Annotated in this window: 20 protein-coding genes; 4 read left to right on the top strand and 16 right to left on the bottom strand. The window is 62.8% G+C overall.

The genetic code is table 11. The annotated features are described in order from the left end of the window. Window positions 1–23: 23 nt before the first annotated feature. Entirely contained in the window at window positions 24–869 is an 846-nt protein-coding gene (locus CAG02_RS15125; RefSeq protein ID WP_085712623.1) for a sulfotransferase, read from the bottom strand. Between the two features lie 138 nt (window positions 870–1007). Then, on the bottom strand, window positions 1008–2603 hold the full coding sequence (locus CAG02_RS15120) for a glycosyltransferase family 39 protein (RefSeq protein WP_085712622.1): 1596 nt from the start codon (window positions 2601–2603) through the stop codon (window positions 1008–1010). 241 nt (window positions 2604–2844) lie between these two features. On the opposite strand from CAG02_RS15120, the gene CAG02_RS15115 reads away from it, so the two are divergent. Together CAG02_RS15115 and CAG02_RS15110 are read left to right on the top strand one after the other, a co-directional pair. After that, window positions 2845–3432, top strand: coding sequence for a phage tail protein (locus CAG02_RS15115; protein ID WP_085712621.1), 588 nt, complete (start codon window positions 2845–2847; stop codon window positions 3430–3432). A 58-nt stretch (window positions 3433–3490) separates the two neighbouring features. Then, a complete protein-coding gene (locus tag CAG02_RS15110; protein WP_085712620.1) occupies window positions 3491–3802 on the top strand; it encodes a hypothetical protein in 312 nt (103 codons plus the stop codon). A gap of 9 nt (window positions 3803–3811) precedes the next feature. On the opposite strand, the gene CAG02_RS15105 is transcribed toward CAG02_RS15110, so the two are convergent. Genes CAG02_RS15105 through CAG02_RS15090 form a run of 4 tightly spaced genes read right to left on the bottom strand, consistent with a single transcriptional unit; the run spans window position 3812 to window position 8504 of the window. Next, window positions 3812–4300: a GNAT family N-acetyltransferase gene (locus CAG02_RS15105; protein WP_371856497.1), complete on the bottom strand. Its 489-nt coding sequence runs from the start codon at window positions 4298–4300 to the stop codon at window positions 3812–3814. 11 nt (window positions 4301–4311) lie between these two features. Further along, window positions 4312–6408 (bottom strand): biotin/lipoyl-binding protein, encoded by a 2097-nt coding sequence (locus tag CAG02_RS15100; protein ID WP_085712618.1) that lies wholly within the window; start codon window positions 6406–6408, stop codon window positions 4312–4314. After that, window positions 6409–7728, bottom strand: a complete 1320-nt coding sequence (locus CAG02_RS15095; protein WP_085712617.1) for an efflux RND transporter periplasmic adaptor subunit — start codon at window positions 7726–7728, stop codon at window positions 6409–6411. Continuing rightward, entirely contained in the window at window positions 7725–8504 is a 780-nt protein-coding gene (locus tag CAG02_RS15090) for an efflux RND transporter periplasmic adaptor subunit (RefSeq protein ID WP_085712616.1), read from the bottom strand. Before CAG02_RS15090 ends, CAG02_RS15095 begins: the two co-directional genes overlap by 4 nt. Before the next feature lie 169 nt (window positions 8505–8673). Between CAG02_RS15090 and CAG02_RS15085 the strand changes: the two genes are divergently transcribed. Further along, window positions 8674–9039, top strand: a complete 366-nt coding sequence (locus CAG02_RS15085) for a type II toxin-antitoxin system RelE/ParE family toxin (RefSeq protein WP_064382657.1) — start codon at window positions 8674–8676, stop codon at window positions 9037–9039. Next, window positions 9032–9337, top strand: a complete 306-nt coding sequence (locus CAG02_RS15080) for an XRE family transcriptional regulator (protein WP_064382656.1) — start codon at window positions 9032–9034, stop codon at window positions 9335–9337. The genes CAG02_RS15085 and CAG02_RS15080 overlap by 8 nt, the downstream gene beginning before the upstream one ends. A 47-nt stretch (window positions 9338–9384) precedes the next feature. Here the strand turns inward: CAG02_RS15080 and CAG02_RS15075 are convergent, their stop codons facing one another. From CAG02_RS15075 to CAG02_RS15030, 10 genes are all read right to left on the bottom strand, one after another. Then, entirely contained in the window at window positions 9385–10836 is a 1452-nt protein-coding gene (locus CAG02_RS15075) for an efflux transporter outer membrane subunit (RefSeq protein WP_085712615.1), read from the bottom strand. Beyond that, window positions 10833–11903, bottom strand: a complete 1071-nt coding sequence (locus CAG02_RS15070) for an HlyD family secretion protein (protein WP_085712614.1) — start codon at window positions 11901–11903, stop codon at window positions 10833–10835. Before CAG02_RS15070 ends, CAG02_RS15075 begins: the two co-directional genes overlap by 4 nt. Window positions 11904–11922: 19 nt before the next feature. Continuing rightward, the gene (locus tag CAG02_RS15065; RefSeq protein WP_085712613.1) at window positions 11923–13458 is read right to left on the bottom strand and encodes an MFS transporter; all 1536 of its coding nucleotides are present in this window, start codon (window positions 13456–13458) and stop codon (window positions 11923–11925) included. Window positions 13459–13559: 101 nt separating this feature from the next. Continuing rightward, a complete protein-coding gene (locus CAG02_RS15060) occupies window positions 13560–14477 on the bottom strand; it encodes a LysR family transcriptional regulator (RefSeq protein ID WP_085712612.1) in 918 nt (305 codons plus the stop codon). 58 nt (window positions 14478–14535) lie between these two features. Next, on the bottom strand, window positions 14536–15402 hold the full coding sequence (locus tag CAG02_RS15055; protein ID WP_085712611.1) for an ABC transporter permease: 867 nt from the start codon (window positions 15400–15402) through the stop codon (window positions 14536–14538). A 20-nt stretch (window positions 15403–15422) separates the two neighbouring features. Then, window positions 15423–16283, bottom strand: a complete 861-nt coding sequence (locus CAG02_RS15050) for an ABC transporter ATP-binding protein (RefSeq protein ID WP_085712610.1) — start codon at window positions 16281–16283, stop codon at window positions 15423–15425. Window positions 16284–16288: 5 nt separating this feature from the next. Then, window positions 16289–17314, bottom strand: a complete 1026-nt coding sequence (locus CAG02_RS15045; RefSeq protein ID WP_085712609.1) for an ABC transporter substrate-binding protein — start codon at window positions 17312–17314, stop codon at window positions 16289–16291. Between the two features lie 18 nt (window positions 17315–17332). Then, the gene (locus tag CAG02_RS15040; RefSeq protein ID WP_085712608.1) at window positions 17333–18229 is read right to left on the bottom strand and encodes a TauD/TfdA family dioxygenase; all 897 of its coding nucleotides are present in this window, start codon (window positions 18227–18229) and stop codon (window positions 17333–17335) included. A gap of 375 nt (window positions 18230–18604) precedes the next feature. After that, entirely contained in the window at window positions 18605–19972 is a 1368-nt protein-coding gene (locus CAG02_RS15035; protein WP_085712607.1) for an HlyD family type I secretion periplasmic adaptor subunit, read from the bottom strand. Continuing rightward, window positions 19962–22118: a type I secretion system permease/ATPase gene (locus CAG02_RS15030; protein WP_085712606.1), complete on the bottom strand. Its 2157-nt coding sequence runs from the start codon at window positions 22116–22118 to the stop codon at window positions 19962–19964. Before CAG02_RS15030 ends, CAG02_RS15035 begins: the two co-directional genes overlap by 11 nt. Window positions 22119–22147 lie beyond the last annotated feature (29 nt).

Raw genomic sequence — 22147 nt, 5'->3', positions numbered from 1 at the left:
CGCATCAATGAAAAACGCCGCGATCAACTGATCGCGGCGTCGGACTTCATACGAATCACATTGGCAGCGCTGGCTGAGCCATCGAGCCAAAAGGACAGATCGGCGTATTGCTTGAACAGGTCCGGCGGCAGAATCGTGCGCCGGGACTGCAGGGCGACCTTGGGTTTGACCTTGTGCAGGCCGGCCACACCCAGGGCCTGGTCGAACTCCGGCGCGTCATAGGCCAGGTGTTCGAAATCGTGCTCGAACCACGGCTCGCCGATAAAGTCGTAGACCAGCCGCAGCACGCGCTCCGGGGCCTGGGTCAGCAAGTCGTAATCGACGATCAGCAGCGAATCGGCGTGCTCGCCGTAATAGGCTTCCTTGAGCGCCGCCCAGGCGAATCCCACCAGGCGGTTGCGCTGGGCCAGGGTTTCGCAGCGGCTGTAGACGGTGTTGCGCTCGACGGCATCGCCGAACAGCTTGGTGTTTTCGTAAGGGTTGGCGCGGTACAGCCGCTCCAGGCTGTCCATCACCCAGGCGACGTTGCGCACGCAGGCGATGACCTTGGCTTTGGGGAACAGATCGCTGATCGCCGGCAGGCGCGAGCTCCATTGCCGGTTGGTGTCGAACACCACCGGTTTGTCGGCCTTGTCGGCGTAGTAGGAATCGAACAGGCCGCGCAGCAGGCGACGGCGCATGTCGGTGTCGATCACCGCGCCGAATTCGCTGCCGGCGCTGCATTGTTCAAGGACACCGGAAAACAGTGCGCCGACCGGGCTGGTCATGCCGGCGTGGAAGCGCGGATTCTGCAAAAGGATCGCAGAAAGGAGGGTCGAGCCCGAGCGCGGCAAGCCGGAGATAAAGTGGAACTGCTGCAATCCCTTCACCTTACTTTGTAAGTCCTTTTGTCCGACGAGCGTAGTCCAACAATACCCTTTCGACTAGTAGTGTTTTGACATCAACATAGAGCAAAACGGACTTGTTAGACCATTTCTTATCGCGAACAGTAAGGTGAAGCGTTTAAGTCATTCCCCGTTGGTACGATCGTCCTTTTCCAGAACGAAAAGTCGCGCTTTCGCCCCGCCAGCATTGGACTGCTCACGCAACTGCCAGGTCTTGGGCAGAGGCAGGAACGGGTCCGCTACTTCCGGGTCCAGGTCACCGATCAGCCAGACCCGGGCGCTGTCCTTCGGCAGATCCGCAAGACGATCCAGATAAACCTCATCGGACACCAGTGTGCCGAAGCCGTAGTGGTTCGGACGTGTCGAGCGCCCGTCGGCGGCAGGCGGTGTATACAAGCGGATTTGCGCATCCGTGCGGTTGTAGTAGACGTAGCTCAGGTACCAGAGCATGTCGCTGGTGACGATCCGGTCGCCGCTGACGAAGTGGTGGTTGATGTGATCGACCATCACGTTGAACTGGTCATTCGGATCGACCGTGGCGTTGGTGTTCACCCCGACCATTTCGATTCCGACAAACGCCACCAGCACCGCCAGCGCGAATACGCGAACGCGGCTGTACAGGCGGTCGATGGCCAGCGCCGCCAGCATCGGCAAACCCAATGCATAAGCCGTCAGATAGCGCTCGATGAACACCGGGCTGATAAACGACACCGCGAACACCAGAAACAACGGCACACCGGTATAGAGCGCCAGCAACACGCTGCCATGGTTCACGCTGCGGTCACGGGCGACGGCCACGCCCGCCAGCGCCAGCATGGCCAGCGGCATGCCGCAAAACAGCAGCAGCGGAAGATGGTCGCCCTCGTTCTGGATCAGCCACAGCCAGATCATCGACGGCAGCGAAGACAGGGTCACCGGATCTTCCCAACCCACATCGCCACCGACCTTGAGTTCCTCCATGTGCTGCGTCAGATCGAGCAGGTTCGGCAGCCACGGCAGGTAGAGCGCGACGATCGCCAGATTGGCCAGCCACCAGTCCTTGCGCTGGATATGCCGCAGGCGATAACCCGGCAACAGGCGGATCAGCCCCAGATACAGCCAGTGGCTCAGCGCCGCCAGCACCGCGAAGTAGTGGGTATACAACGCGGCGCTCATCAGCAGCGCATAGATCACCAGATACCGTCGGCGCTGCGGGCGTCTGACCCAGCAGATCAACGCCAGCGTGGTGCCGACCAGCAACAGGCCGAGCAGCGAGTACATGCGCACTTCCTGGCTGTAGCGCACCGCAGTCGGCAACAGCGCCAGCAGCACCCCGGCGATGATCGCGGCGCGGCGGGTCGCCAGACGATCGACCAGACACATGCCCAGGCCGACCGTGGCGATGCCGGCCAGGGCACTGAGGCTGCGGATCGACAGGATCCCTTCGCCAAACAGTCCGATCCAGCCGTGCAGCAGCATGAAGTACAACGGCGGATGCACATCGAACGCCGCGTGCTCCCAGATACCGCCCAACGTATAGCGCGCCAGCAGCAGGCTGGAGCCTTCGTCACCCCAGATCGCGGCGGCGGTCAGGTCATAAAACCGCACGACGGTCGCCAACAGCAAAATCGGTATCAGCCACTGCTGGCGAACCCAGCGCAGCAGACGCCGGACACCGGCATTCGGTGCGGCAAACGGGTCCTGGGTATCCCCCAGCGGAGTCTCTCGACGCGCTTCCATCAACCTTCCCTTACGGTATTCCGAGTAAAAAACAGCGCCATTCATTGCGCACACTGTAGGCCAGAGCCGAAGCCGACGCGCGGCCGCGACGACGTCCGGCAAGTCCGCCGATCCGGGTCTACGCTACGGCTTGGCGTGACCTGCCCGCGCAAATGGAAGGCGTCAGTAAAACGTTTCGACCTGCCCGGCAACACAGGCTAACGCGCGGCGCGCCAACCACATAACAGAAGGATGAGGAACCATGGAAGTCTTTATGGGTACGATTCAACCGTTCGCCTTCAACTTCGCTCCCAGTGGCTGGGCCCTGTGTAATGGACAGATCCTTTCCATTGCGCAATACAACGCGCTGTTTGCGTTGCTGGGCACTTACTACGGCGGCAACGGCACGACCAACTTTCAGTTGCCCAACCTGCAGGGTCGTGTGCCAATGGCCCAGGGCAACGGTCTGGGCCTGACGCCGCGCGTCATCGGTCAGGTGTCCGGTACGGAAAGCGTCACCGCCACCATTGCCAACATGCCCAACCACACCCACGCGATGACCGGCCTCACCGCCAATACGGCCTTGTCGCTGGCGGTACCCGCCAGCAATCCGGCGACCGTACCGACTGCCACCAATTCCTACATCGGTGCCTCCGGCGGCGGCCCTGGCTCGGCGAACATCTATTCCGACGCCCAGGGCGCCACACCGGTGCCACTCAAAGGGGTGACCACCACCGTCACCGGCGACATTTCCTCCACCGGCGGCAGCCAGCCGCTGGGCATCATGAACCCCTTCCTGGTCCTCAACTTCAGCGTTGCCCTGAACGGTCTCTTCCCGTCGCGCAACTGAGCAATCGTCCGGGGGCCCCGAGCCCCCGGACGTTTCGTTTTTTCTCTGGAGTCAGACCATGCTGCAATCGGTTCAGATCGAACACCTCCAGCCGTTGCTGGGGCAACAACGCACGCTGCACCTGCCGGATGGCACGGCGCTGCCGATTCAACTCGCCCACCTTGAAGAAGTCCCGTCGGCAAAAATGCGCCACAGCGAACGCATGCCCTTCTGCCTCGAATTCAACAGCCTGGAGCCGACGGAATTTGTCGACGGTCTGTGCGCACTGGAGCTGCCGGAGTTCGGCCGGGTGGAGGATATTTTCGTGTCACGAGTGCCGGCGATGGGGCGGGATCCGCAGTTGGGCTATTTCTGTATTTCCTTCAACTGAAACACCGGACTACTGCGGATACCAGACCAACCGCTCCGCCGCCGGATTGCGCTCTTCCACCGCGAATCCCAGCGCCAGGTAATGCTGGCGCGCATGGGGATTATTGGCCCACACCACCGTCGCCACCGGGCAGCGCACTTGCTGCGCGGCTTTTTGTACGCCTTGCAGCACGGTTCGTCCGTAGCCCTTGCCCCGGGCCTGAGGGATAAAGGCGATGTACAACACGCGAATTTCGTTGGGGCCGAAATCGGTGCTCAGCGCGCCAATGGCCGTGCCGAGTTTTTCCACGACGTAGTGCATGGCATTCGGATGGTTTTCACCCATGCCCTGCTCCTGTACCTGAAACTGCTGGGCAACGATTTGCTGCACCTGTTCCTGCTCGCCGTCGATCCATTGCAGATCCGGCCGCGCCGATTGATACAGGCTTTGCAGAAAGGGGCCGTCAGTGGCCCGCGAAGGCCGCACCACCAATCCGTCCGCTGTCAGGTTTTCCGTCATCTTCATGCTCCCTAGAAACCGCTTTCCCTGACCCCCAGCGCCGCCAGCCGACGCCAGGCCACGCCGAGCACCGACTCGCCGCTGCCCTGCAGAACCACCACGCCGCGTAACGGCTGTACCGGCGTCGGTGGCTGATCCAGCGTAGTCAATCGCGCGCCGTATTGCGCCTGCACCGGTTCCGCCCGTTGCTGTTGATCGCGGCGTACGGCAATCGGCCCGTGATGGTCGGACGTCAGGGCTTCCTGATCGACATAGGCCACGCCATTGGTATCGATTTCATCGAGCTTCACGGTGATCGCCGGGTGCATCGGATCGTCGGCGATAAACCGCCCGGTGGCCCCCGGTTTGACCCGCCACAGTTCGGCTTCCGCCACATAACCACGCAGGCGCGAGCCGTCCTCGACCACCCGGGCCAGCGCATCCTTGGTCGATAGCCAGCGACCCGGCGTCAGGTTCGGCAACAAGTCGCGTACCGTGCCGGCGTGGGGTGCCCGCAGCAGCAGACGTTCGCGGCGGGCGCTCAGGCCTCGGTATTCCGCCACGGCTTCGGCGAGGCGTTGTTCGACGATGCCGGCGTCGGCGGCGGTTTCGCTGCGGCCGGCCTGACGACGCATCAGCAATTGTTGAATCTGGATTTCCCGGCGGACGATGGCCTGCCGCGAATCCAGGTCCGGCGACTCCAGTTCGATCAGCACATCGCCCTGAGCGACCTTCTGGCCGTCCGCAACCTTCACCGTTTTGACTCGCGCCGCCACCGGCGCATGCAACGCACTGGCCCGACCGCCCTCGAGCATCGTCGGCAGTTCGACCGCGCTGCGCCACGGCACGATCAGCACCAGCAACAGGCCGAGTACCGCCAGGCTGCTGAGCAGCACGCGCGGGCCGTGGGCCTGTTCGCGGCGGCTCCACCACTGGCGCCACTCACTCATGATCGGCAGAAAAATGAACCACACCAGTTCCACCAGCATCAGGAAGATCCCCAACACCTTGAAAAACAGGTGATAGACCGCCAGCGCGATCCCGAAAAACAACGCCGCACGCCATAACCACGAGCCATACCCCCAGATCAGCAAACGCCGCTGCATCGCCGGCGACCAAGGCTCCGGCGCCGGTGCGCCATAGCCGAACAAGAATTCCCGCAGGCGCCAGCGACAGAAGGCAAATGCCCGACCCTGAAGGTTGTCGACCTCCCACAGATCGCTGAGCAGAAAGTAGCCATCGAAACGCATGAACGGGTTGAGATTGACCACCAGCGTGGTGATCCAGGTCGCACTGGCGAGCATGAACGCCGCAGTGCGCGCCGGGCCGTCCGGCAGCAGTGACCAGACCAGCAACGCGATGCACGCCAGCAGCAATTCCGCCAGCACCCCGCCGGCACCGATCAGCAGTCGCGCACGCCGGTCGTTGACCCGCCAGGCATCGCTGACGTCGGTGTAGAACATCGGCAGCAAGACCATGAACGCCACGCCCATGCTCTGCACCCGACACCCGGCGCGCTTGGTCATGAACGCATGGCCGAACTCGTGGCAGAGCTTGGCGAAGAACAGCGCCACCCCGAACGAAATTGCCCCGCCGAGGCTGAACAGGTGCGGGAAGGTGCCGACGAAGCGCTGCCAGTCCCGCGACACCAGAAACACCCCGAGCCCCAGGGTCGCCGGAAAGCCGTAGCGCAAAATCCTTGGTCCGAAGCGCTGCAACCACGGCCACGCCCGATTGAGAAACGCATCCGGGCGCCACAGTGGAATACGAAAGAACAGATATTGATGGAGCAGGATTTTCCACAGGCTCTGGCGTTGCGCGAGGGCCTTGAGCTGATAGCTGGCGCGTTGCTGATCGTCGAGGGCGCTGATCAGGTCATGTCCGCGCAGAAACGTCAGCAGTTGCTCCAGCTCGACGCCGTCCAGCGGCAAGCCGGGTTCGCGGTTCGCAGCGCGCAGCACTTGCTCGGGATCGCCCAGCGACCAGTGGCGCAACAGGCGCATCGCCGCCGTACCGAGTTTGAAATAGCGCCCGCGCACCGGGTCGGCGAGGGTCCAGCGCGGCGAGCCGTCCAATGCCGGCGCCGCGGGCGACAATTGCAGGTCGGCACGCAGGCTCGGCAGGTTCATTTACAGGCCCACGCTCTGACGCAAACCGGCCAATGGACGGCGCAGCAGATACAGCGCCAGCGGCGCGCGGTCGCCGAAGATCTTCGCCGTGCCGCGCAGGCCGATACGTGGCGGTGCATCGGTAAAATTCGCATCCAGACGATAGGCGAGTTGGCCGCCGGCGGTGGGCTGCGCTTCATACGCCGAACGCTCGAGTCGGGCGACGTGGCGTTGCAGCGGATCGCTGTCGAGGAACAACGCAATGTCAGCGCCCGGCTCCAGCGAAATCGCATCACCCACCGCCAGCTCGATGCGCAATTCGGCCTGGTTCGGGTCGGCGATTTCCATCAATCGCTCGCCAGTCTGCACCGGTTTGCCGGTCCAGCGCTCGGCGTCGGCGAACACCGCAATGCCGTCGCGCTCGGCGCGCACTTCGCTGCGGTTGAGCAGTTCCCGGGCGTAATCCCGCTCGGCGCGTTTCTGCTCGACGCGGGCGGCCAGCAGATCCACCCGTGAGCTGGATTCGGCGTCGGCGAATGCACGTTGGGAATTGGCTTTGAGTTCGGCTTCGGCCACACCGAGCGCACGCTCGGCGACATCGGCCTGGGCCTTGAGGGTGGTGCTTTCGAAGCGCAGCAGCAGATCGCCGGTCTTCACATTCTGATTGGGTTTGACCAGAAATTCGGCAATCACCCCGTCCAGCGGCGCTGCCACCACGCGTCCACCCAAGGGCACCACTTCGGCGGGGGCCAGCACTGACTGGCGCACCGGGATCAACAAACCGAGCAACAGCACAGCGACCACCGCCACCTGGCGTTTGCGGGTCCAGCGCAGCCGCCACGGCTTGCGCGGCTGCAAGGCCAGCCAGGCGTGGCTGTAAGTGTCGCCCAGTTGCGACAACAGCACTTGTTCGGAAGGGTTCCACGGTACGTCGCGAGCCAGCCACAAGCCGCCGAATACCTGACCCTCGCGGTCGATCAGCGGCAACCAGAACACCTGCAGTGCCGACAGACTGCGCCAGTCGCTCTGGATCGATTCGCCGACCATCTCCGGCGAAATTACCCGCGCCACCTTCAGCACATCCTGCTTGAACAGCTGCGCCACGGCCTGCTCGACGAACGCCACGAACGGCGCATTCGGCTCCACCGCGCTGACACCGGTCACCGCCTGCACCTTGCCGGCAATCAGCAGCGCTGCATGTCGATAACCGAACAGCGGCTGCCCGTCATTGACCAGGCTGTAGGCCAGTTGCGACGCATCGCGGGCGGCGCGGGTCTGCCGTTCGAGATCGAGAAACCGCGCGAACACCTGCTCGGCGGCGCCGCTCACCGGGGCGTTCACTTGAGCTCCGGAAAACGCGCGGTGCCGCTCATGCCGGCGAGCAGGCCTTTGGCTTCAGGGAGTGTAGCGACCAGCAACAGCGTCTGGCTGCCCTCATCGATCCGCGCGCCAAGGCGTTTGACCGTAGCGTCGATGGGCTGGCCGGTTTCATCGGGAACAAAACTGAAGGTCTGGCCGGGCTTGAGCTTGGCCATCCAGCGCGACGGCACCAGCAAATGGATTTCCAGGGTACGGTTGTCGACCACATCGAGCAGCGGCGCCCCGGCCGACACGCTTTCGTAGCGTTGCACCTTGCGCTCGACCACTTGCCCGTCGAACGGCGCGACCACGCTGCAGCGTTTGACCTGGACTTGATAAACCTGGGATTGCGCCTGGGTCTCGCTGACCTTGGCCTCGGCCCGGGCTACTTCGAAACGCCCGACAGAATTGAGCGCCGCCAGTTGCCGGTTGTGCGCCAGCTCTTCGCCGGCGCCACGGCTGGCGGCTTGCGCGGCATTCAACTGGGCCTGATAGGCCGAACAGTCGAACTTCGCCAGGGTATCGCCCTTCTTGAACGACTCGCCTTCGCTGAACGGCAACTCGACGATCCGCCCGGACAACTCGCTGGCGAGCGTCGCCTGATCCCGCGCCCGCAACACACCCCGTGCTTCGCTGCTGGCCGAGGCATTGGCGGCCCCAGCGTTATCCTGCAGCGGATCGTCTGGCACAGGCGTTTGCGCCTGAACTGCACACGTTACAAAGGTCAATCCGACAACCCAACCACGAAAACGCCGCATAACCGTTACTCCCTGACGGATGAGCGGAGTCTACGACAGCGGGGTTTAGCGTCAAGCTAAAGGCCATCACTCATTCAAGGGGCTGGCGAAACTCTGTGTAACGACTAAGATCAATTCATCGAAAATATAACCTTGAAGGAATATTCCATAACATTCATATTCGCCCCCCATGAATTGGGATATCGAATACACCGACGAGTTCGGCAACTGGTGGGAAGATCTGACTGAAAACGAGCAGAGCTCGGTGGCTGCGAGCGTCAAATTGCTAGGGCAATTCGGACCTGGCCTGCGCTTTCCACACAGCAGCGCGATCAACGGTGCGCGACATGGCCATCTGCGAGAACTGAGGGTTCAACATGCCGGACGACCGTACCGCATACTTTATGCATTTGATCCGAGACGATGTGCGCTGCTATTGATCGGTGGAGACAAAACCGGTCAGGATCGCTGGTATGAAGTCAATGTCCCGCTCGCCGATCAACTGTACGATGAGCACCTCGATACATTGCGCAAAGAGGGTTACAAAGATGGCTAAGAAATTTGCCGAACTCGAAGCGCGTATGACACCCGAAGCCCGGGCACATGCCGATTCGATCTACGAACAACACATCAAGGAAATGCCGCTAAACGAATTGCGACAGGCCAAGGCTTTGAGTCAAGCGACACTTGCCGAGACCCTGCACATCAATCAGGCGGCGATCTCGAAGATGGAAAGACGCACCGATATGTACATCAGCACGCTACGCAATTACATCCGCGCGATGGGCGGCGAGCTTGAAATCATCGCTACATTTCCTGATGGGCAAATCAAAATCGAAAACTTTGCAGGTTGAGCAGCCAAAACGCTGCACAACCTGCTTTTTTGTTTTCCGCGCGAGCGTCAACGCTGCGCTATCTCCCCCACCGGATACACCGACTCCCATCCCCCGCCCAACGCCCGGTACAACCCGACCATCGCCAGTGAAACGCCAGCGGAGCTTTCCACCCATTGTTCCTGGGTGGCGAGCAGTGCGCCTTGCACGGTCAGGACGTTGACGAAGTCGGCCACGCCTTCGACGTATTGCTGTTGCGCGGTGCGCAGGGCGATCTGGTTCTGGCGCACGGCTTCGGCGAGGCTGTCGCGGCGGCGCTGGCTGGCGTTGTAGGCGGTCAACTGGTCGTCGATCTCGTGCCAGGCGCGCAGCACGGTCTGTTGATAACCGATGGCCGCTTCCTGCTGCTGGGCTTCGCGCAGTTGCAGCACGCCGCGCAGGCGGCCGCCGTCGAACAGCGGCAGGCTGAATTGCGGGCCGATGCCGAAGGCGCGCGAACCCCATGAACCGAAATCACTGAGCTGCATGGCCTGCGAGCCGAGGTTGCCGGACAGGGTGATGCGCGGATAGAAATCGCCCTTGGCAACGCCGATGTTGGCGGTGGCGGCATGCAACCTGGCCTCGGCCTGGCGAATGTCCGGGCGGCGCTCGGCCAGTTGCGACGGCAGGCCGATGGCGACTTGCGGCGGCGACTGCGGAACCGGCGCGTCTGTGGATAATTCTTTGGCCAGCGCCTGCGGCGGCTCGCCCATCAACAGGCTGATGGCGTTGATCAGTTGCGCCTGACGTTGCTCCAGCGCCGGCAGTCGCGATTCGATGGCCGCCACTTGCGCGGCCGCTTCGGCGACGTCGAGATCGGTGGCCACGCCGTCGTTGAGGCGCAGTTGCGAGAGTTTCAGGCTGTGCCGCGCGACATCGAGGTTCTGCTCGGTGACCGCGCGGGTGTTCTGCACCCCGCGCAACTGGATGTAGTTCTGCGCGGTGTCCGCGAGTACCGCCAGCAAGACACCGCGACGGTCGTTTTCCGCCACTTCGAGGTTGGCGTCGGCCGCTTCGGTTTCCCGGCGCACACGGCCCCAGAAGTCCAGCTCCCAGGAGGCGGAGAAACCGGCATCCCACAGGTTGAAAGCGGAATCGCCGTTGTGCCCGGACGGGTCGCTCAGGCCTTCGCCGCTGTTGCGTTTGCGGGCATAACTGCCGGTAGCGGCGGTCGTTGGATAACGGTCGGCGGTGATCACCTGACGTGCGGCGCGGCTTTGTTGCAGACGGCTGCTGGCCAGTTTCAGGTCGAGGTTGCTGCTCACGGCGCGCTGGGTCAGGGCTGAAAGCTGCGCGTCGTGGAAGACTTCCCACCAGCGCTCGTTCAGGGGGTCGCTGACGGCCTGGCTGGGTGCGGATTTGCCGGGTTTGGCCCACTCGGCAATCTGCGTGGCTTCGGGCTTCTGAAAGTCCGGGCCGACGGTGCAGGCTGCCAGCGCCGAAAGGCTCAGGACAATCGTCATGGACTGGACACGATTCATCGCTGCGTCACCTCACGCACCGATGTCGCCGAGCTTTTGGTATCAATGCTCGCCTCCACCGACATGCCCACCCGCAGGCGCTCGGCCAGTGGCTGGCCCGGTTCCAGCAGGATTTTCACCGGAATCCGCTGCACGACTTTGGTGAAGTTGCCGGTGGCGTTGTCCGGTTTGACGGCGGCAAAGGTCACGCCAGTGGCCGGGGCGATGCTTTCGACCCGACCGCTCAGGGCTTCGCCGCCGAGACTGTCGACCCGAACGACCACATCCTGTCCGGGTTGCACATCGGTGAGCTGGGTTTCCTGAAAGTTGGCCACCACATAAGCCTGCTTCAACGGCACCACCGCCAGCAGCTTGCTGCCCGGCGTCACATAGGCGCCGACCCGCACGGCACGCTCGCCGATCATGCCGTCCTGAGGCGCAGTGATGCGCGTGTAGGACAGCTCGAAACTGGCGATTTCCAGTGCCGCCTGCGCCTGTTTCAGGCTGCCTTCGGCGGCATCGCGCTGCGCCGTCAGAATCTCGACCTGTTTGCGCTCCGCCGCCAGTTTGGCCGTGGCGGTGTCCAGCCGCGCAGTCGCCTGATCGATCCGGGTGCGCGCCTGTTGCGCGTTCTGCACGGTGCCGGCACCGACGCCAGCCAGATGGTTGTAGCGGTTCAATTCCTGCTGGGCAAACGCCATTTCTGCCCTGGCCGAGACTACCGACGCCTGCGCCTGGGCGATCACCGAGGTCTGCCGCTCCAGGGTGGCCTTGGCGTTTTGCAATTGAGCCCGGGCAACCACGGTGTGCGCATCGGCTGCTTCAGCGGCGGCGCGCAGGTCGCGATCATCGATCAGCGCCAGCAATTGCCCGGCCTTGACCTGCTGGTTGTCTTCCACCAGCACTTCCTTGATGAACCCTGCCACACGCGGCACCACCAGAGTGAAATCGGCGGAGACGAACGCGTCGTTGGTGTTCTGCTGGGTACGCTTGCCGAACAGGCCGGGCATCGCCAGATACACCAGCACACCGACTGCCAGCGCGGCCGCCACGGCCACCGCGAGTTTTTGCTTTGCTTTAGTCGTCATAAAAAACCTTCTGTTTCAGTCAGGTCGGTGCGCGTGGCGGATAGATCCGCGTCGGCAGCCAGAAAATCAGCAGGATCAGCGCCACCGCGACGCCAGCCATGCACAGATAAAGATCCGAAGAAGTCAGCACCACCGCTTGTTCGTGCAGGCGATGGGCGAGGCCGGGGTCGTTGCTTGCGGCCAGCGGCGAGTTGCCGAGGCGATCAACCAGCATGGTCGAGTGAAAATGCAGGCGCGCGGTGGTCAGCGCCTCGATCACCCCGGTGGCGACCACCGACGCCAGGCCTTTCACGGTGTTGAACCAGGCCGAAGCGAACGGCCCGTCCTGGGGCTGGATGCTGCCGGTGGAGAGCATCAGCAGCGGCAGCACCGCCATCGGCTGACCGAAAATCTGCAGCCATTGCAGGACGTAGAAATTGTCGCGAATCCACACCGAGGTCAGCTGCGACCCGCCCAGGCAGGACAGCACCAGCATGCTCAACCCGATCCCGAGCACCCAGCGGCAATCGACCCAGCGCAGGTTGCACAGCGCCGCCACCAGCGGCAGCGCGATCAGTTGCGGCAACGCCGCCAGCAGCATGATCGGCGCGGTCTGCACCGGCCGGTAACCCTGCACCTGAGCCAGATAACTCGATGGAATCAGCACCACCGCCAGCAGCACCACCAGCACCCCGGCCAGGGTCATCAGGGCGAACGACAGGTTGCGGATGCCGAGCATCTGCAACTTGAAAAACGGAATGGGCTGCGACCATTCATGGATCAGAAACGCCACCAGCAGCAGCGAACCGGCACCCAGCAGCGCGCAAATCAGATTCGACTCGAACCAATCCAGACGATTGCCCTGCAACAGACCGATCACCAGCATGCAGATCGCCGGAAAGCCCAGCAGCAGTCCTTTCCAGTTGAAGGTCTTGAGACGCTCCAGCCGCAGCGGGTCCTGAGGGATGCCGTACGCCACCATCGCCATGGCGATCAGGCACGGCAGGATGATTTGCCAGAAGGTCCATTGCCAGCCGACGTATTCGGTCCACAATCCGGCCAGCGGTGTACCGAGGCCTGGGCCGAACGTGGCAGTCAGGGCGTAACCGGCGAGGCCGTAAAGCTTGAAGTTGGGTGGCAGAAACCGCAGCGCAACGGTCATCAGCATCGGCGGCAACGCACCGCCGGCCAGGCCTTGCAGGATGCGCATCAGCAGCAGGCTTTCGTAGTTCGGGGCGAACGGACAGAGCACCCCGAGCAGGGTGAACAGGCCGATGGCGCACAGGGTGAAGCGACGCAGGGAAAAGGTCACAGAGCACCACGGCGCGAATGCCATGGCCGCCACCGAGGTCGCGGTGTAACTCGCGACCAGCCAGGTGCCTTCGTCGTAGCCGATGCTCAGCGCACCGCGAATGTCGGCCAGGGCAACCTTGGTCACCATCTCGTTGAGACCCGATACCAGCACCGCCAGCAGCACGCCGACCAGACCGATGATGATCCGCGCCCCGAACACCGGTGGCGCGGCGGCCATCGGAGCGGCAGCGGCAATCGGCGCCGTGACCGTCAGGGATGTCATGCAGCAAACTCCGGAGGGAAAAATACCGGAGCATGGTAGAAGGGCTTAGTGCTGACGAAAATTGACTTCTTGGCAGTTTATAAGTGCATCAGACGCAATCATCAGGGCTGCGCTGCGAGCCAGGTTTCATCGCAGCAGGTCTTGAGGGTTTCCCGCAGCCAGCGGTGGGCCGGGTCCTTGTCGAAACGCGGGTGCCAGGCCTGGGTCAGCATCAGTGTCGGCAACGGGATCGGCAGGTCGAACGAGCGCAGTTTCAATCCCAGTCGCCGCACGCTGAGCAGTGCTTCCTTGGGCACCGGCAGGATCAGGTCGGAGTCCGGCAGGGCGAACATTGCCGCATGGAAACTGGGTGCGATTACGGCCACCCGCCGCTCCAGGCCCAGCGCATTCAGTGCCGTGTCGATAGGCCCACGGGCGATGCCCCGGCGGGACATGCTGATGTGGGAAAACCCGGCATAGCGCTCTGCGGTGATCTCGCCATCCAGCAGCGGATGATCCTCGCGCACCAGACCGACGAAGTGGGTGGAAAACAGGTTCTGTATTTTGACTTCCGGGGTCACCGGGCGGGTGTTGCTGACACTCAGGTCGATCCGCCCTTCGCGCAGGGCTTCATCGTCGCCGTCACCCTCGGGGACGAAGCGCAACTCACAGTGCGGCGCCAGTTGATCGAGGGTGTCGAACAGCTTGCCGCCGTACACGCCGACGAAGAAGTCGTTGGCACGAATGCTGAAGCGTCGGCGCAACGTGCCCAGTTCCACGGCATCCGCCGAGCGAAACAGCAACGCCGCCTGCTCGACCACATCGCGCACCTGCTCGCGCAGTTCCAGCGCCTTGGGCGTCGGCACCAGTCCCCGGCCGGCACGTACCAGAATCGGATCGCCGATGGCTTCGCGGATCCGTGTCAGCGTGCGGCTCATGGCCGCCGGGCTCAGGTTCATCCGCCGCGCGGCGCCGACCACGCTGCCCTCGTCGAGCAAGGCGTCGAGGGCGACCAACAGGTTCATGTCCGGGAGTTGCATGCTGAGCACTCGTGACCGATCAGGATTGATTCGCACGCAATGCTAGCAGATCAAATAATCAGCGCTGCATGCCCCAGCGTTTCACCGTCACCCGCTCCAGTGTGTCGAACACCAGGTTTTCCACCAGCAAACCGATGAGAATCACCACCGCCAGACCGGCAAACACCTTGTCGGTGTACAACTCGTTGCGGTTCTGGAAGATGTACCAACCCAAACCACCTTTGCCGCTGGTGGCGCCGAACACCAGTTCGGCGGCGATCAGGGTTCGCCAGGCGAAGGCCCAGCCGATTTTCAGCCCGGCGAGGATCGACGGCAGCGCTGCCGGGATCAGGATGAACAGCACAAAGCGCATGCCCTTCAGACCGTAGTTTCGGCCGGCCATACGCAGGGTTTCCGAGACCCCGAGAAACCCGGCGTAAGTGTTCAGCGCCAGCGCCCACAACACCGAATGCACCAGCACGAAAATCAGGCTGTTCTGGCCCAGGCCGAACCACAGCAACGCCAGCGGCAACAGCGCAATCGCCGGCAGCGGGTTGAACATCGAGGTCAGCGTACTCAGCAGGTCCCGGCCAAACTGGGTCGAGACCGCCAGCGTGGTCAGGGCGAAGGCCAGGACGATACCGATCAAGTAACCCTTGAGCAGCACCACCAGCGAGATCCAGACCTTGCCCAGCAGTTCGCCGCTGAGCAGGCCGTCGTAGAGCGCATGACTGGTCTGCAAGAAGCTCGGCAGCAGCAGGTCATTGTTCTGCACCCGGGCCACCACTTCCCAGAGCACTGCGAGCAGAATCAGGATCACGCTTTTGCGTAGCCACCCCTGTTGCCACAGGCGCTGGCCCAGCGGCAGTTCGCGCTCCACCGGCACGCTGGTCAGCGGTTGCAGAACGGTTTCAAATTCTTGACGTACGGATGATGAATGGCTCATCGGGCGATCCTCCGGGTGGCTCAATAAGCGATGCGAATGTCGTTGAAATCGTGCTCGCGCTCGGTTTCCGGCGACTGCCCTTCATCGAACAGCAAACGGTGAATGCGCCGCGCCGATTCCTGAAACGCCACGCCGCCGAGGCTTTGCAGATCGTATTGATGACTGTGCACTTCTGCCCTCACCCGGCCCGGATGCGGCGACAGCAGCAAGATGCGATTGCCGACCACCAGCGCTTCTTCAATCGAGTGGGTGACGAACAACAGGGTGAAACGCACCTCCTCCCAGAGCAGCAGCAACTCTTCCTGCATCTTGCGCCGGGTCAGGGCGTCCAGTGCAGCGAACGGCTCGTCCATCAGCAGAATCTTCGGCTGCATCGCCAGCGCCCGGGCAATCGCCACCCGCGCCTTCATGCCGCCGGACAAGGTGTGTGGATAGGCATCGGCGAACGCTGCCAGACCGACCTTTTCCAGATAGTGCAGCGCACGCTCTTCGGCTTCCTTTTTCTTCAAGGTGCGCGAGGCCAGCAGCGGAAACATCACGTTCTGTTTGACGGTTTTCCACGGTGGCAGTTGATCGAATTCCTGAAACACCACGATCCGGTCCGGCCCCGGCGCGTCTACGCGCTGGCCTTGCAGACGGATCTCGCCCTCGCACGGCGCAATGAACCCGGCGACGGCTTTGAGCAAGGTCGACTTGCCGCAGCCGGACGGGCCGAGCAGCACGAAACGATCCTGTTGATCGACTTCGAAACTGACTTGGTGGGTGGCGCGCACGACGCGCTGTGGCGTGCGGTATTCGAGGCTGACCTGGTCGACCGCCAGCAGCGCCTGCGCGGTGGCGATCGGGTTGCTGGCCGCGTGGCCTTGCAAAGGGGCGTTCATCTCGATCAGCTCCCTTGCAGCGGTTTGGCGTCCTGGAAGAAGTAATCCTTCCACGATTCAGGTTTGTTCTTGATCGCGCCGACACGGTAGAGGAACTCGGCGAGCGGGTAGGTGTTTTTCGGCGTGACGCTGAATTCGAACTGCGGGTTGTCGATGATTTTCAGCAGCTCGGCGCGGTCGATCCTGGCTTTGGTCACGCGGATATAGGTGTCCGCCGCTGCGCCTTTGTCATTCTGCGCAAACTGCGCGGCTTCGGTCAGGGCTTCGACGAATGCCTTGTAGGTCTTGGGGTTCTCGTTGCGGAATTTCTCGGTGGCGAACAGCACGGTCGGCGAGTTCGGGCCGAGCACATCATAGGAGTTGAGCACCACGTGCACGTTCGGGTTCTGCAGCGCCTGATCCTGGAACGGCGGGTTGGAGAAATGCCCGGTCAGCTCGGTGCCGCCGGCGATCAACGCGGCGGTGGCGTCCGGGTGTGGGACGGCGATGGTGTACTTGTCGAGGCGATTGAATTCCTTGTCACCCCATTGCTTGGCCGCCGCGTATTGCAGGAAGCGCGACTGCACCGAAACGCCAACCGCCGGCACCGCGATGCGGTCCTTCTCGGTGAAGTCGGCGATGGTTTTGACCTTGGGATTGTTGCTGACGAGGTAGTACGGGAAGTTGCCCAGCGAGGCCACGGCCTTGACGTTCTGCTTGCCGTGGGTGCGGTCCCAGATGGTCAGCAACGGCCCGACGCCGGCGCCGGCAATGTCGATGGAACCGGAAAGCAGCGCATCGTTGACTGCCGCGCCGCCCGACAACTGGGTCCAGTCGACCTTGATGTCGAGCCCTTCCTGCTTGCCGTACTTCTCGATCAGTCCCTGATCGCGCACCACGTTGAGCAACAGATAGACAATGCCGAACTGTTCGGCGATGCGGATTTCACCTTCGGCGTGGGCCACGGTCGGCGCCACCAGGCTGCCGGCGATCAGGCTGAAACCGAGGCCGATGGCCGCCGCCAGCGGCGCGAATGGAAGACGTTTGGACATGATCGGATCTCCGGCAAATCAGAAAGGCGCGTCGCCCTGGATGGTGGTGCGATACAGCTTGCGGCGCAGGTGCGCCGGGCAGCCGGCGGCAAGGTGGATCAACGAACGGTTGTCCCAGAACACCAGGTCGTGGGGCTGCCATTGATGGCGATAGATGTTCTGCGGCAGCACGCTGTGGGCGTAGAGCTCATCGAGCAGTTGTTTGCTCTCGTCCTCCGGCAGGCCGACGATGCGAGTGGTGAAACCTTCACTGACGAACAACGCCTTGCGGCCGTTTTCCGGGTGGGTACGAACCACCGGGTGCACGACCTCGGCGACCTGTGCCAATTGCTCCGGGGTCAGGGTCGGGCGCCAGTTGCCTTCGAATTTGGTTTCGCTGTAGCGCGCGGTGTAGGAATGCGCAGCCGAGCGGCCTTCGACCGCTTTGCGCAGCGCGTCGGGCAGGCTGTCCCAGGCTTTGTGCATGTCGGCGAACAGGGTGTCGCCGCCCTCGGGCGGCAGCTCCTGGGCGTGCAGCATCGAGCCGAGGCTCGGCAGCTCTTTATAGGAAAGGTCCGAGTGCCAGAACTTGCCGGCATCACCGAGGCCGATGTTCTGCCCGTTCTCGACGATGTTGGAAACGATGAGGATTTCCGGGTGATCGGCCAGCAGGAACTGCTTGAGCACATGGATCTGCAACACGCCGAAACGGCGGCTGAAGTCGATCTGTTGTTGCGGGGTGATGCGCTGGTCGCGGAACACCACGACGTGGTGATCGAGGTGCGCGCGGTGGATACGGGCGAAGTCCTGGTCGTTGACCGGACGGGTTAGGTCGAGGCCGATGATTTCGGCGCCGACGGCACCGCTGAACGGGCGGATTTCGAAGGTTTGCGGCGCGACAGTCGCGGCGCTTGGGGTAGCAGTAGCTGTGGACATCAATCAATCTCCCACGCACGGCGCGCTCAAGGGCGCGCGCGTCGATCAGAAACTCACGCTGGATTGCGTGTGGGTTCGTGTCGTGCGGCGCGCCGATTGGTCGGCAGGTACGCAGGAGGCTGACTTTATAGCTATAAGAAGCGTTATTTAAATACCATTAACGAATAACGATATGGCGATTGCTTCGGAATGGACTGGATGGTGAGTGACCATTTGCGTCACTTCCGGACGGGATGTGGTGTTGCTACGGACGCCTTCGTCGGATCGCCGCCCGGAGCAAGCCCGCTCCCACACTCGATCGCGTGTCTCTGGAAAAACGCAGTCGAATGTGGGAGCGGGCTTGCTCGCGAAGAGGCCTGAAAGGCCAATAAAGATCTAGCGTTCGTGCAGCGCCTCGGCCCGCGCCCGGATGATCGGCTTGAGCAGGTAGCTCAGCACCGTCTTCTTGCCAGTGATGATGTCCACCGACGCCACCATCCCCGGGATGATCAGCAGCGGCTTCTCGTCAGTGCCGAGATGGCTGCGCTCGGTGCGCAGCTTGATAATGTAGTAGGTGGTTTTCTTGTCTTCATCGGTGATGGTGTCGGCACCGATCTGCTCCAGCTTGGCCTTCAGGCCGCCATAAATGGTGTAGTCATAGGCGGTGAATTTCACCGTGGCGTCCTGCCCCGGATGCAGGAACGCGATGTCCTGCGGGCGGATCTTCGCTTCGACCAGCAAGGTGTCGTCCAGCGGCACGATTTCCAGCAGGTCGCTGCCCGGCTGGATCACGCCGCCGATGGTGTTGACCAGCATCTTGTTGACGATGCCCCGCACCGGCGAGGTGACGAGCGTACGGCTGACCCGGTCTTCCAGCGCTTTGCCGGTGGCCTGGGCCTTGTTCAGGTCGGTGCGCGCTTCGTTGAGCTGGGTCAGGGCGTCGCTGCGGAACTTGCCGCGCGTCTCGTCGATCTTGCGCTGGACTTCCTTGATCGCCGATTCGGCACGCGGGATTGCCAGGGTGGTGGCGTCGAGCTGGCCACGGGTTTCCACTTCGGCACGCTTGAGTCGCAGCACTTCCACCGGCGACACAGCGCCCTGGGCCACCAGCGGCTCGGACATGTTGATTTCCTGGCGTTGCAGGCCCAGTTGCTGGCGGTACTGCGCCTGCTTCGAGGTGAATTCGCGCAGTTCTTGCTGGCGCTGGATCAACTGCTCCTGCAAGCCGCCGACTTCATCGTGCAACTGCTGACGACGGCTGACATACAGCGATTCTTCACTCTTGGCCTGACCCGGCACGGCCTTGAGCACGTCCTCGGGGAAATTCAGCGGCCGGTCATCGACCTCGGCGCTCAGACGCTCGACCCGCAGCAGCATCGATAGGCGGTCGGCCTCGGTTTCGCCAACGTTGGAGGCGAAGCGCGTGTCGTCCAGGCGAACCAGCGGTGCGCCGGCCTCGACGATCTGGCCTTCCTTGACGAACAGCTCGGAGACGATACCGCCCTCAAGGTTCTGGATTTTCTGGATCTTCGACGACGGAATCGCCTTGCCGTCGCCCTTGGTCACTTCGTCGATCACGGCGAAGTTGGCCCACAGCATCAGGAACACGAAGAAACCGATGATCGCCCAGATCGTCAGCCGCACCACGCGCGGTGCGTCCTCGATCAAGGCCTTGTTGACCTCCGGCAGCGGCTGACCCTGCAATGAGGCAGAGCCCTTGAAGTAGCGACGGATCGAATCCTTGAAACCCGACTTAAGCAACACTGATCTGCCCCTTCTTCAACGCTTCCATCACGGCGGCTTTCGGGCCATCGGCGAGAATCTGTCCACGGTCGACCACCAGCAGGCGATCCACCAGCGACAGCAGCGATGCCCGGTGCGTCACCAGCACCACGGTCTTGTTTTCAACAACTGCAGCCAGGCGTTGCTTGAGGCGTTCTTCGCCGGTGTTGTCCATGGCGCTGGTCGGTTCGTCCAGCAGCAGGATCGGCGGATTGAGCAGCAGCGCCCGGGCCAGGGCGACGTTCTGGCGCTGACCGCCGGACAGGTTCTGCCCGCGCTCGCCGACTTGCAGTTCATAACCCTGCGGGTGCAGGCGGGCGAATTCATGCACGCCGGCCAGTTCGGCGGCTTGCAGTACCAGTTCGTCCTCGACGTAACGGGCGCCAGAAATCAGGTTGTCGCGCAGGGTGCCGGCCAGCAGCTGGATGTCCTGCGGCACGTAGCCGATGTTGTAGCGCAGCTCGCTGACGTCGATCTGGCGGATGTCGACGCCGTCCACCAGCAACGCACCATCGTCCGGCTGATACAGGCCCACCAGCAGTTTCGCCAGCGAGCTTTTGCCGGAACCGCTGCGGCCGATGATGCCGATCTTCTCGCCGGGACGGATCACCAGGTTGATGTTTTTCAGCGCCGGGTTCTGTTGATCGGGGTAGGTGAAGTTGAGCTGACGGCATTCGATCGCACCTTGCAGCACCTTGCGGCTCAGCGGGCGTTCTTCGAAATTGCGCTCCTGCGGCAGTTCCATCATCTGGTCGACCGAAGTCATGGTCACCCGCGCCTGCTGGTAACGAGTCAGCAGACCGGACAGCGACGCCAGCGGGCTGAGTGCGCGGCCACTGAGCATGTAGCAGGCGATCAGGCCGCCCATGCTCAGGTTGCCGGCGATGATCTGGTACACGCCGAAGACGATCATGATCACGCCGGCGAGTTGCTGGATCAGCAGGGTGATGTTCATCGCCAGGCCGGAGAGCATTTTCACCCGCAGCTCGAGGCGGCTGAGGGTGCCGATGGTCTGCTCCCACTGGTACTGGCGTTCACTTTCGGCGTTGTTGACCTTCACCGCGTCGAGGCCGGCGAGGGTTTCGATCAGGCTCGACTGACGTTCGGCACCCAGCGCCATGGTGCGCTCCATGGTGGCCACCAGCGGCTTCTGCAAGGCGTAGCCGATCAGCAGGGCAATCGGGAAGGCCAGCACCGGAATCCACACCAGATGCCCGCCGAGAATGGCGATGACGATGAAGATCAGAATGGTGAACGGCAGGTCGATCAGGCTGGTCAGGGTCAGCGAGGCGAGGAAGTCGCGCAGGCTCTGGAACTCGTGGATGTTCTGGGCAAAGCTGCCGACCCGCGCCGGGCGGTATTTCATGGCCATGCCGACGATGCGTTCGAACAGCGTGGCGGAGATGATCAGGTCGGTTTTCTTGCCGGCCAGATCCAGGCACAGACTGCGCAGGCTCTTGAGGATCAGGTCGAACAGGTAGGCGCCGGTGATGCCCAGTGCAAGCACCCACAGGGTCGCCTCGGCCTGGTTCGGCACCACGCGGTCGTAGACGTTCATCACGAACAGCGGGGCTGCCATGGCGATGATGTTGATCAGGAAACTGGCGGCGATGGCGTCGGCATACAGCCAGCGCGAACGCTTGAGGGTGTCGCGGAACCACGAGCGTGCACGCGGGATCAGCGTGCCATGGTTGACGTCGAACTTGTGCTGGGGCTGGGCGAAGAACACTTTGCCGAGGTAGTCGTCGGCCAGCAGCTCACGGTTGACGAGAGACTCGCCGCCATCGGTTTCGCTGAGCAGCACGCGGGCTTCGTTCTCACCCTGCCAGCCCAGCAGGACAGCGCTGCGGCCATCCTTGAGCAGCAACAGCGCCGGCATGGCGATGGCCGGAATTTCTTCCAGCTTGCGTTGCAGTACCCGCCCCTGCAGCCCGGCGCGGGCCGCTGCACGGGGCAACAGTTCGACACTCAGGCGTTGCTTGGGCAGCGGCAGACCGGTGGTCAGCATCGCCGCGCTGGCGGGTTTCTGGTGCAGCATGCAAAGGGCGAGCAGACCATCCAGTAACGGATCGTCGTGCAACGCGCGTGGATCATGACTGAGATGAACTCGACTGACTTCTGATTCCACGCTCGACACTCTTTAACAGTTGAAAAGGG

It is taken from the genome of Pseudomonas sp. R43(2017), assembly GCF_002112345.1.
Lineage (GTDB): Bacteria > Pseudomonadota > Gammaproteobacteria > Pseudomonadales > Pseudomonadaceae > Aquipseudomonas > Aquipseudomonas kribbensis.
The sequence above is the reverse complement of the archived record's forward strand: the minus strand, read 5'-3'. Positions and strand labels throughout refer to the sequence as shown.

Excerpts from the sequence above, each read along its gene's own strand:
- CAG02_RS15070 (WP_085712614.1), bottom strand. The coding sequence starts at position 11,903 with ATGACGACTAAAGCAAAGCAAAAACTCGCGGTGGCCGTGGCGGCCGCG.
- CAG02_RS15065 (WP_085712613.1), bottom strand. The coding sequence starts at position 13,458 with ATGACATCCCTGACGGTCACGGCGCCGATTGCCGCTGCCGCTCCGATG.
- CAG02_RS15105 (WP_371856497.1), bottom strand. The coding sequence starts at position 4,300 with ATGACGGAAAACCTGACAGCGGACGGATTGGTGGTGCGGCCTTCGCGG.
- CAG02_RS15040 (WP_085712608.1), bottom strand. The coding sequence starts at position 18,229 with ATGTCCACAGCTACTGCTACCCCAAGCGCCGCGACTGTCGCGCCGCAA.
- CAG02_RS15100 (WP_085712618.1), bottom strand. The coding sequence starts at position 6,408 with ATGAACCTGCCGAGCCTGCGTGCCGACCTGCAATTGTCGCCCGCGGCG.
- CAG02_RS15115 (WP_085712621.1), top strand. The coding sequence starts at position 2,845 with ATGGAAGTCTTTATGGGTACGATTCAACCGTTCGCCTTCAACTTCGCT.
- CAG02_RS15075 (WP_085712615.1), bottom strand. The coding sequence starts at position 10,836 with ATGAATCGTGTCCAGTCCATGACGATTGTCCTGAGCCTTTCGGCGCTG.
- CAG02_RS15080 (WP_064382656.1), top strand. The coding sequence starts at position 9,032 with ATGGCTAAGAAATTTGCCGAACTCGAAGCGCGTATGACACCCGAAGCC.
- CAG02_RS15110 (WP_085712620.1), top strand. The coding sequence starts at position 3,491 with ATGCTGCAATCGGTTCAGATCGAACACCTCCAGCCGTTGCTGGGGCAA.
- CAG02_RS15050 (WP_085712610.1), bottom strand. The coding sequence starts at position 16,283 with ATGAACGCCCCTTTGCAAGGCCACGCGGCCAGCAACCCGATCGCCACC.
- CAG02_RS15045 (WP_085712609.1), bottom strand. The coding sequence starts at position 17,314 with ATGTCCAAACGTCTTCCATTCGCGCCGCTGGCGGCGGCCATCGGCCTC.
- CAG02_RS15055 (WP_085712611.1), bottom strand. The coding sequence starts at position 15,402 with ATGAGCCATTCATCATCCGTACGTCAAGAATTTGAAACCGTTCTGCAA.
- CAG02_RS15085 (WP_064382657.1), top strand. The coding sequence starts at position 8,674 with ATGAATTGGGATATCGAATACACCGACGAGTTCGGCAACTGGTGGGAA.
- CAG02_RS15060 (WP_085712612.1), bottom strand. The coding sequence starts at position 14,477 with ATGCAACTCCCGGACATGAACCTGTTGGTCGCCCTCGACGCCTTGCTC.
- CAG02_RS15120 (WP_085712622.1), bottom strand. The coding sequence starts at position 2,603 with ATGGAAGCGCGTCGAGAGACTCCGCTGGGGGATACCCAGGACCCGTTT.
- CAG02_RS15090 (WP_085712616.1), bottom strand. The coding sequence starts at position 8,504 with ATGCGGCGTTTTCGTGGTTGGGTTGTCGGATTGACCTTTGTAACGTGT.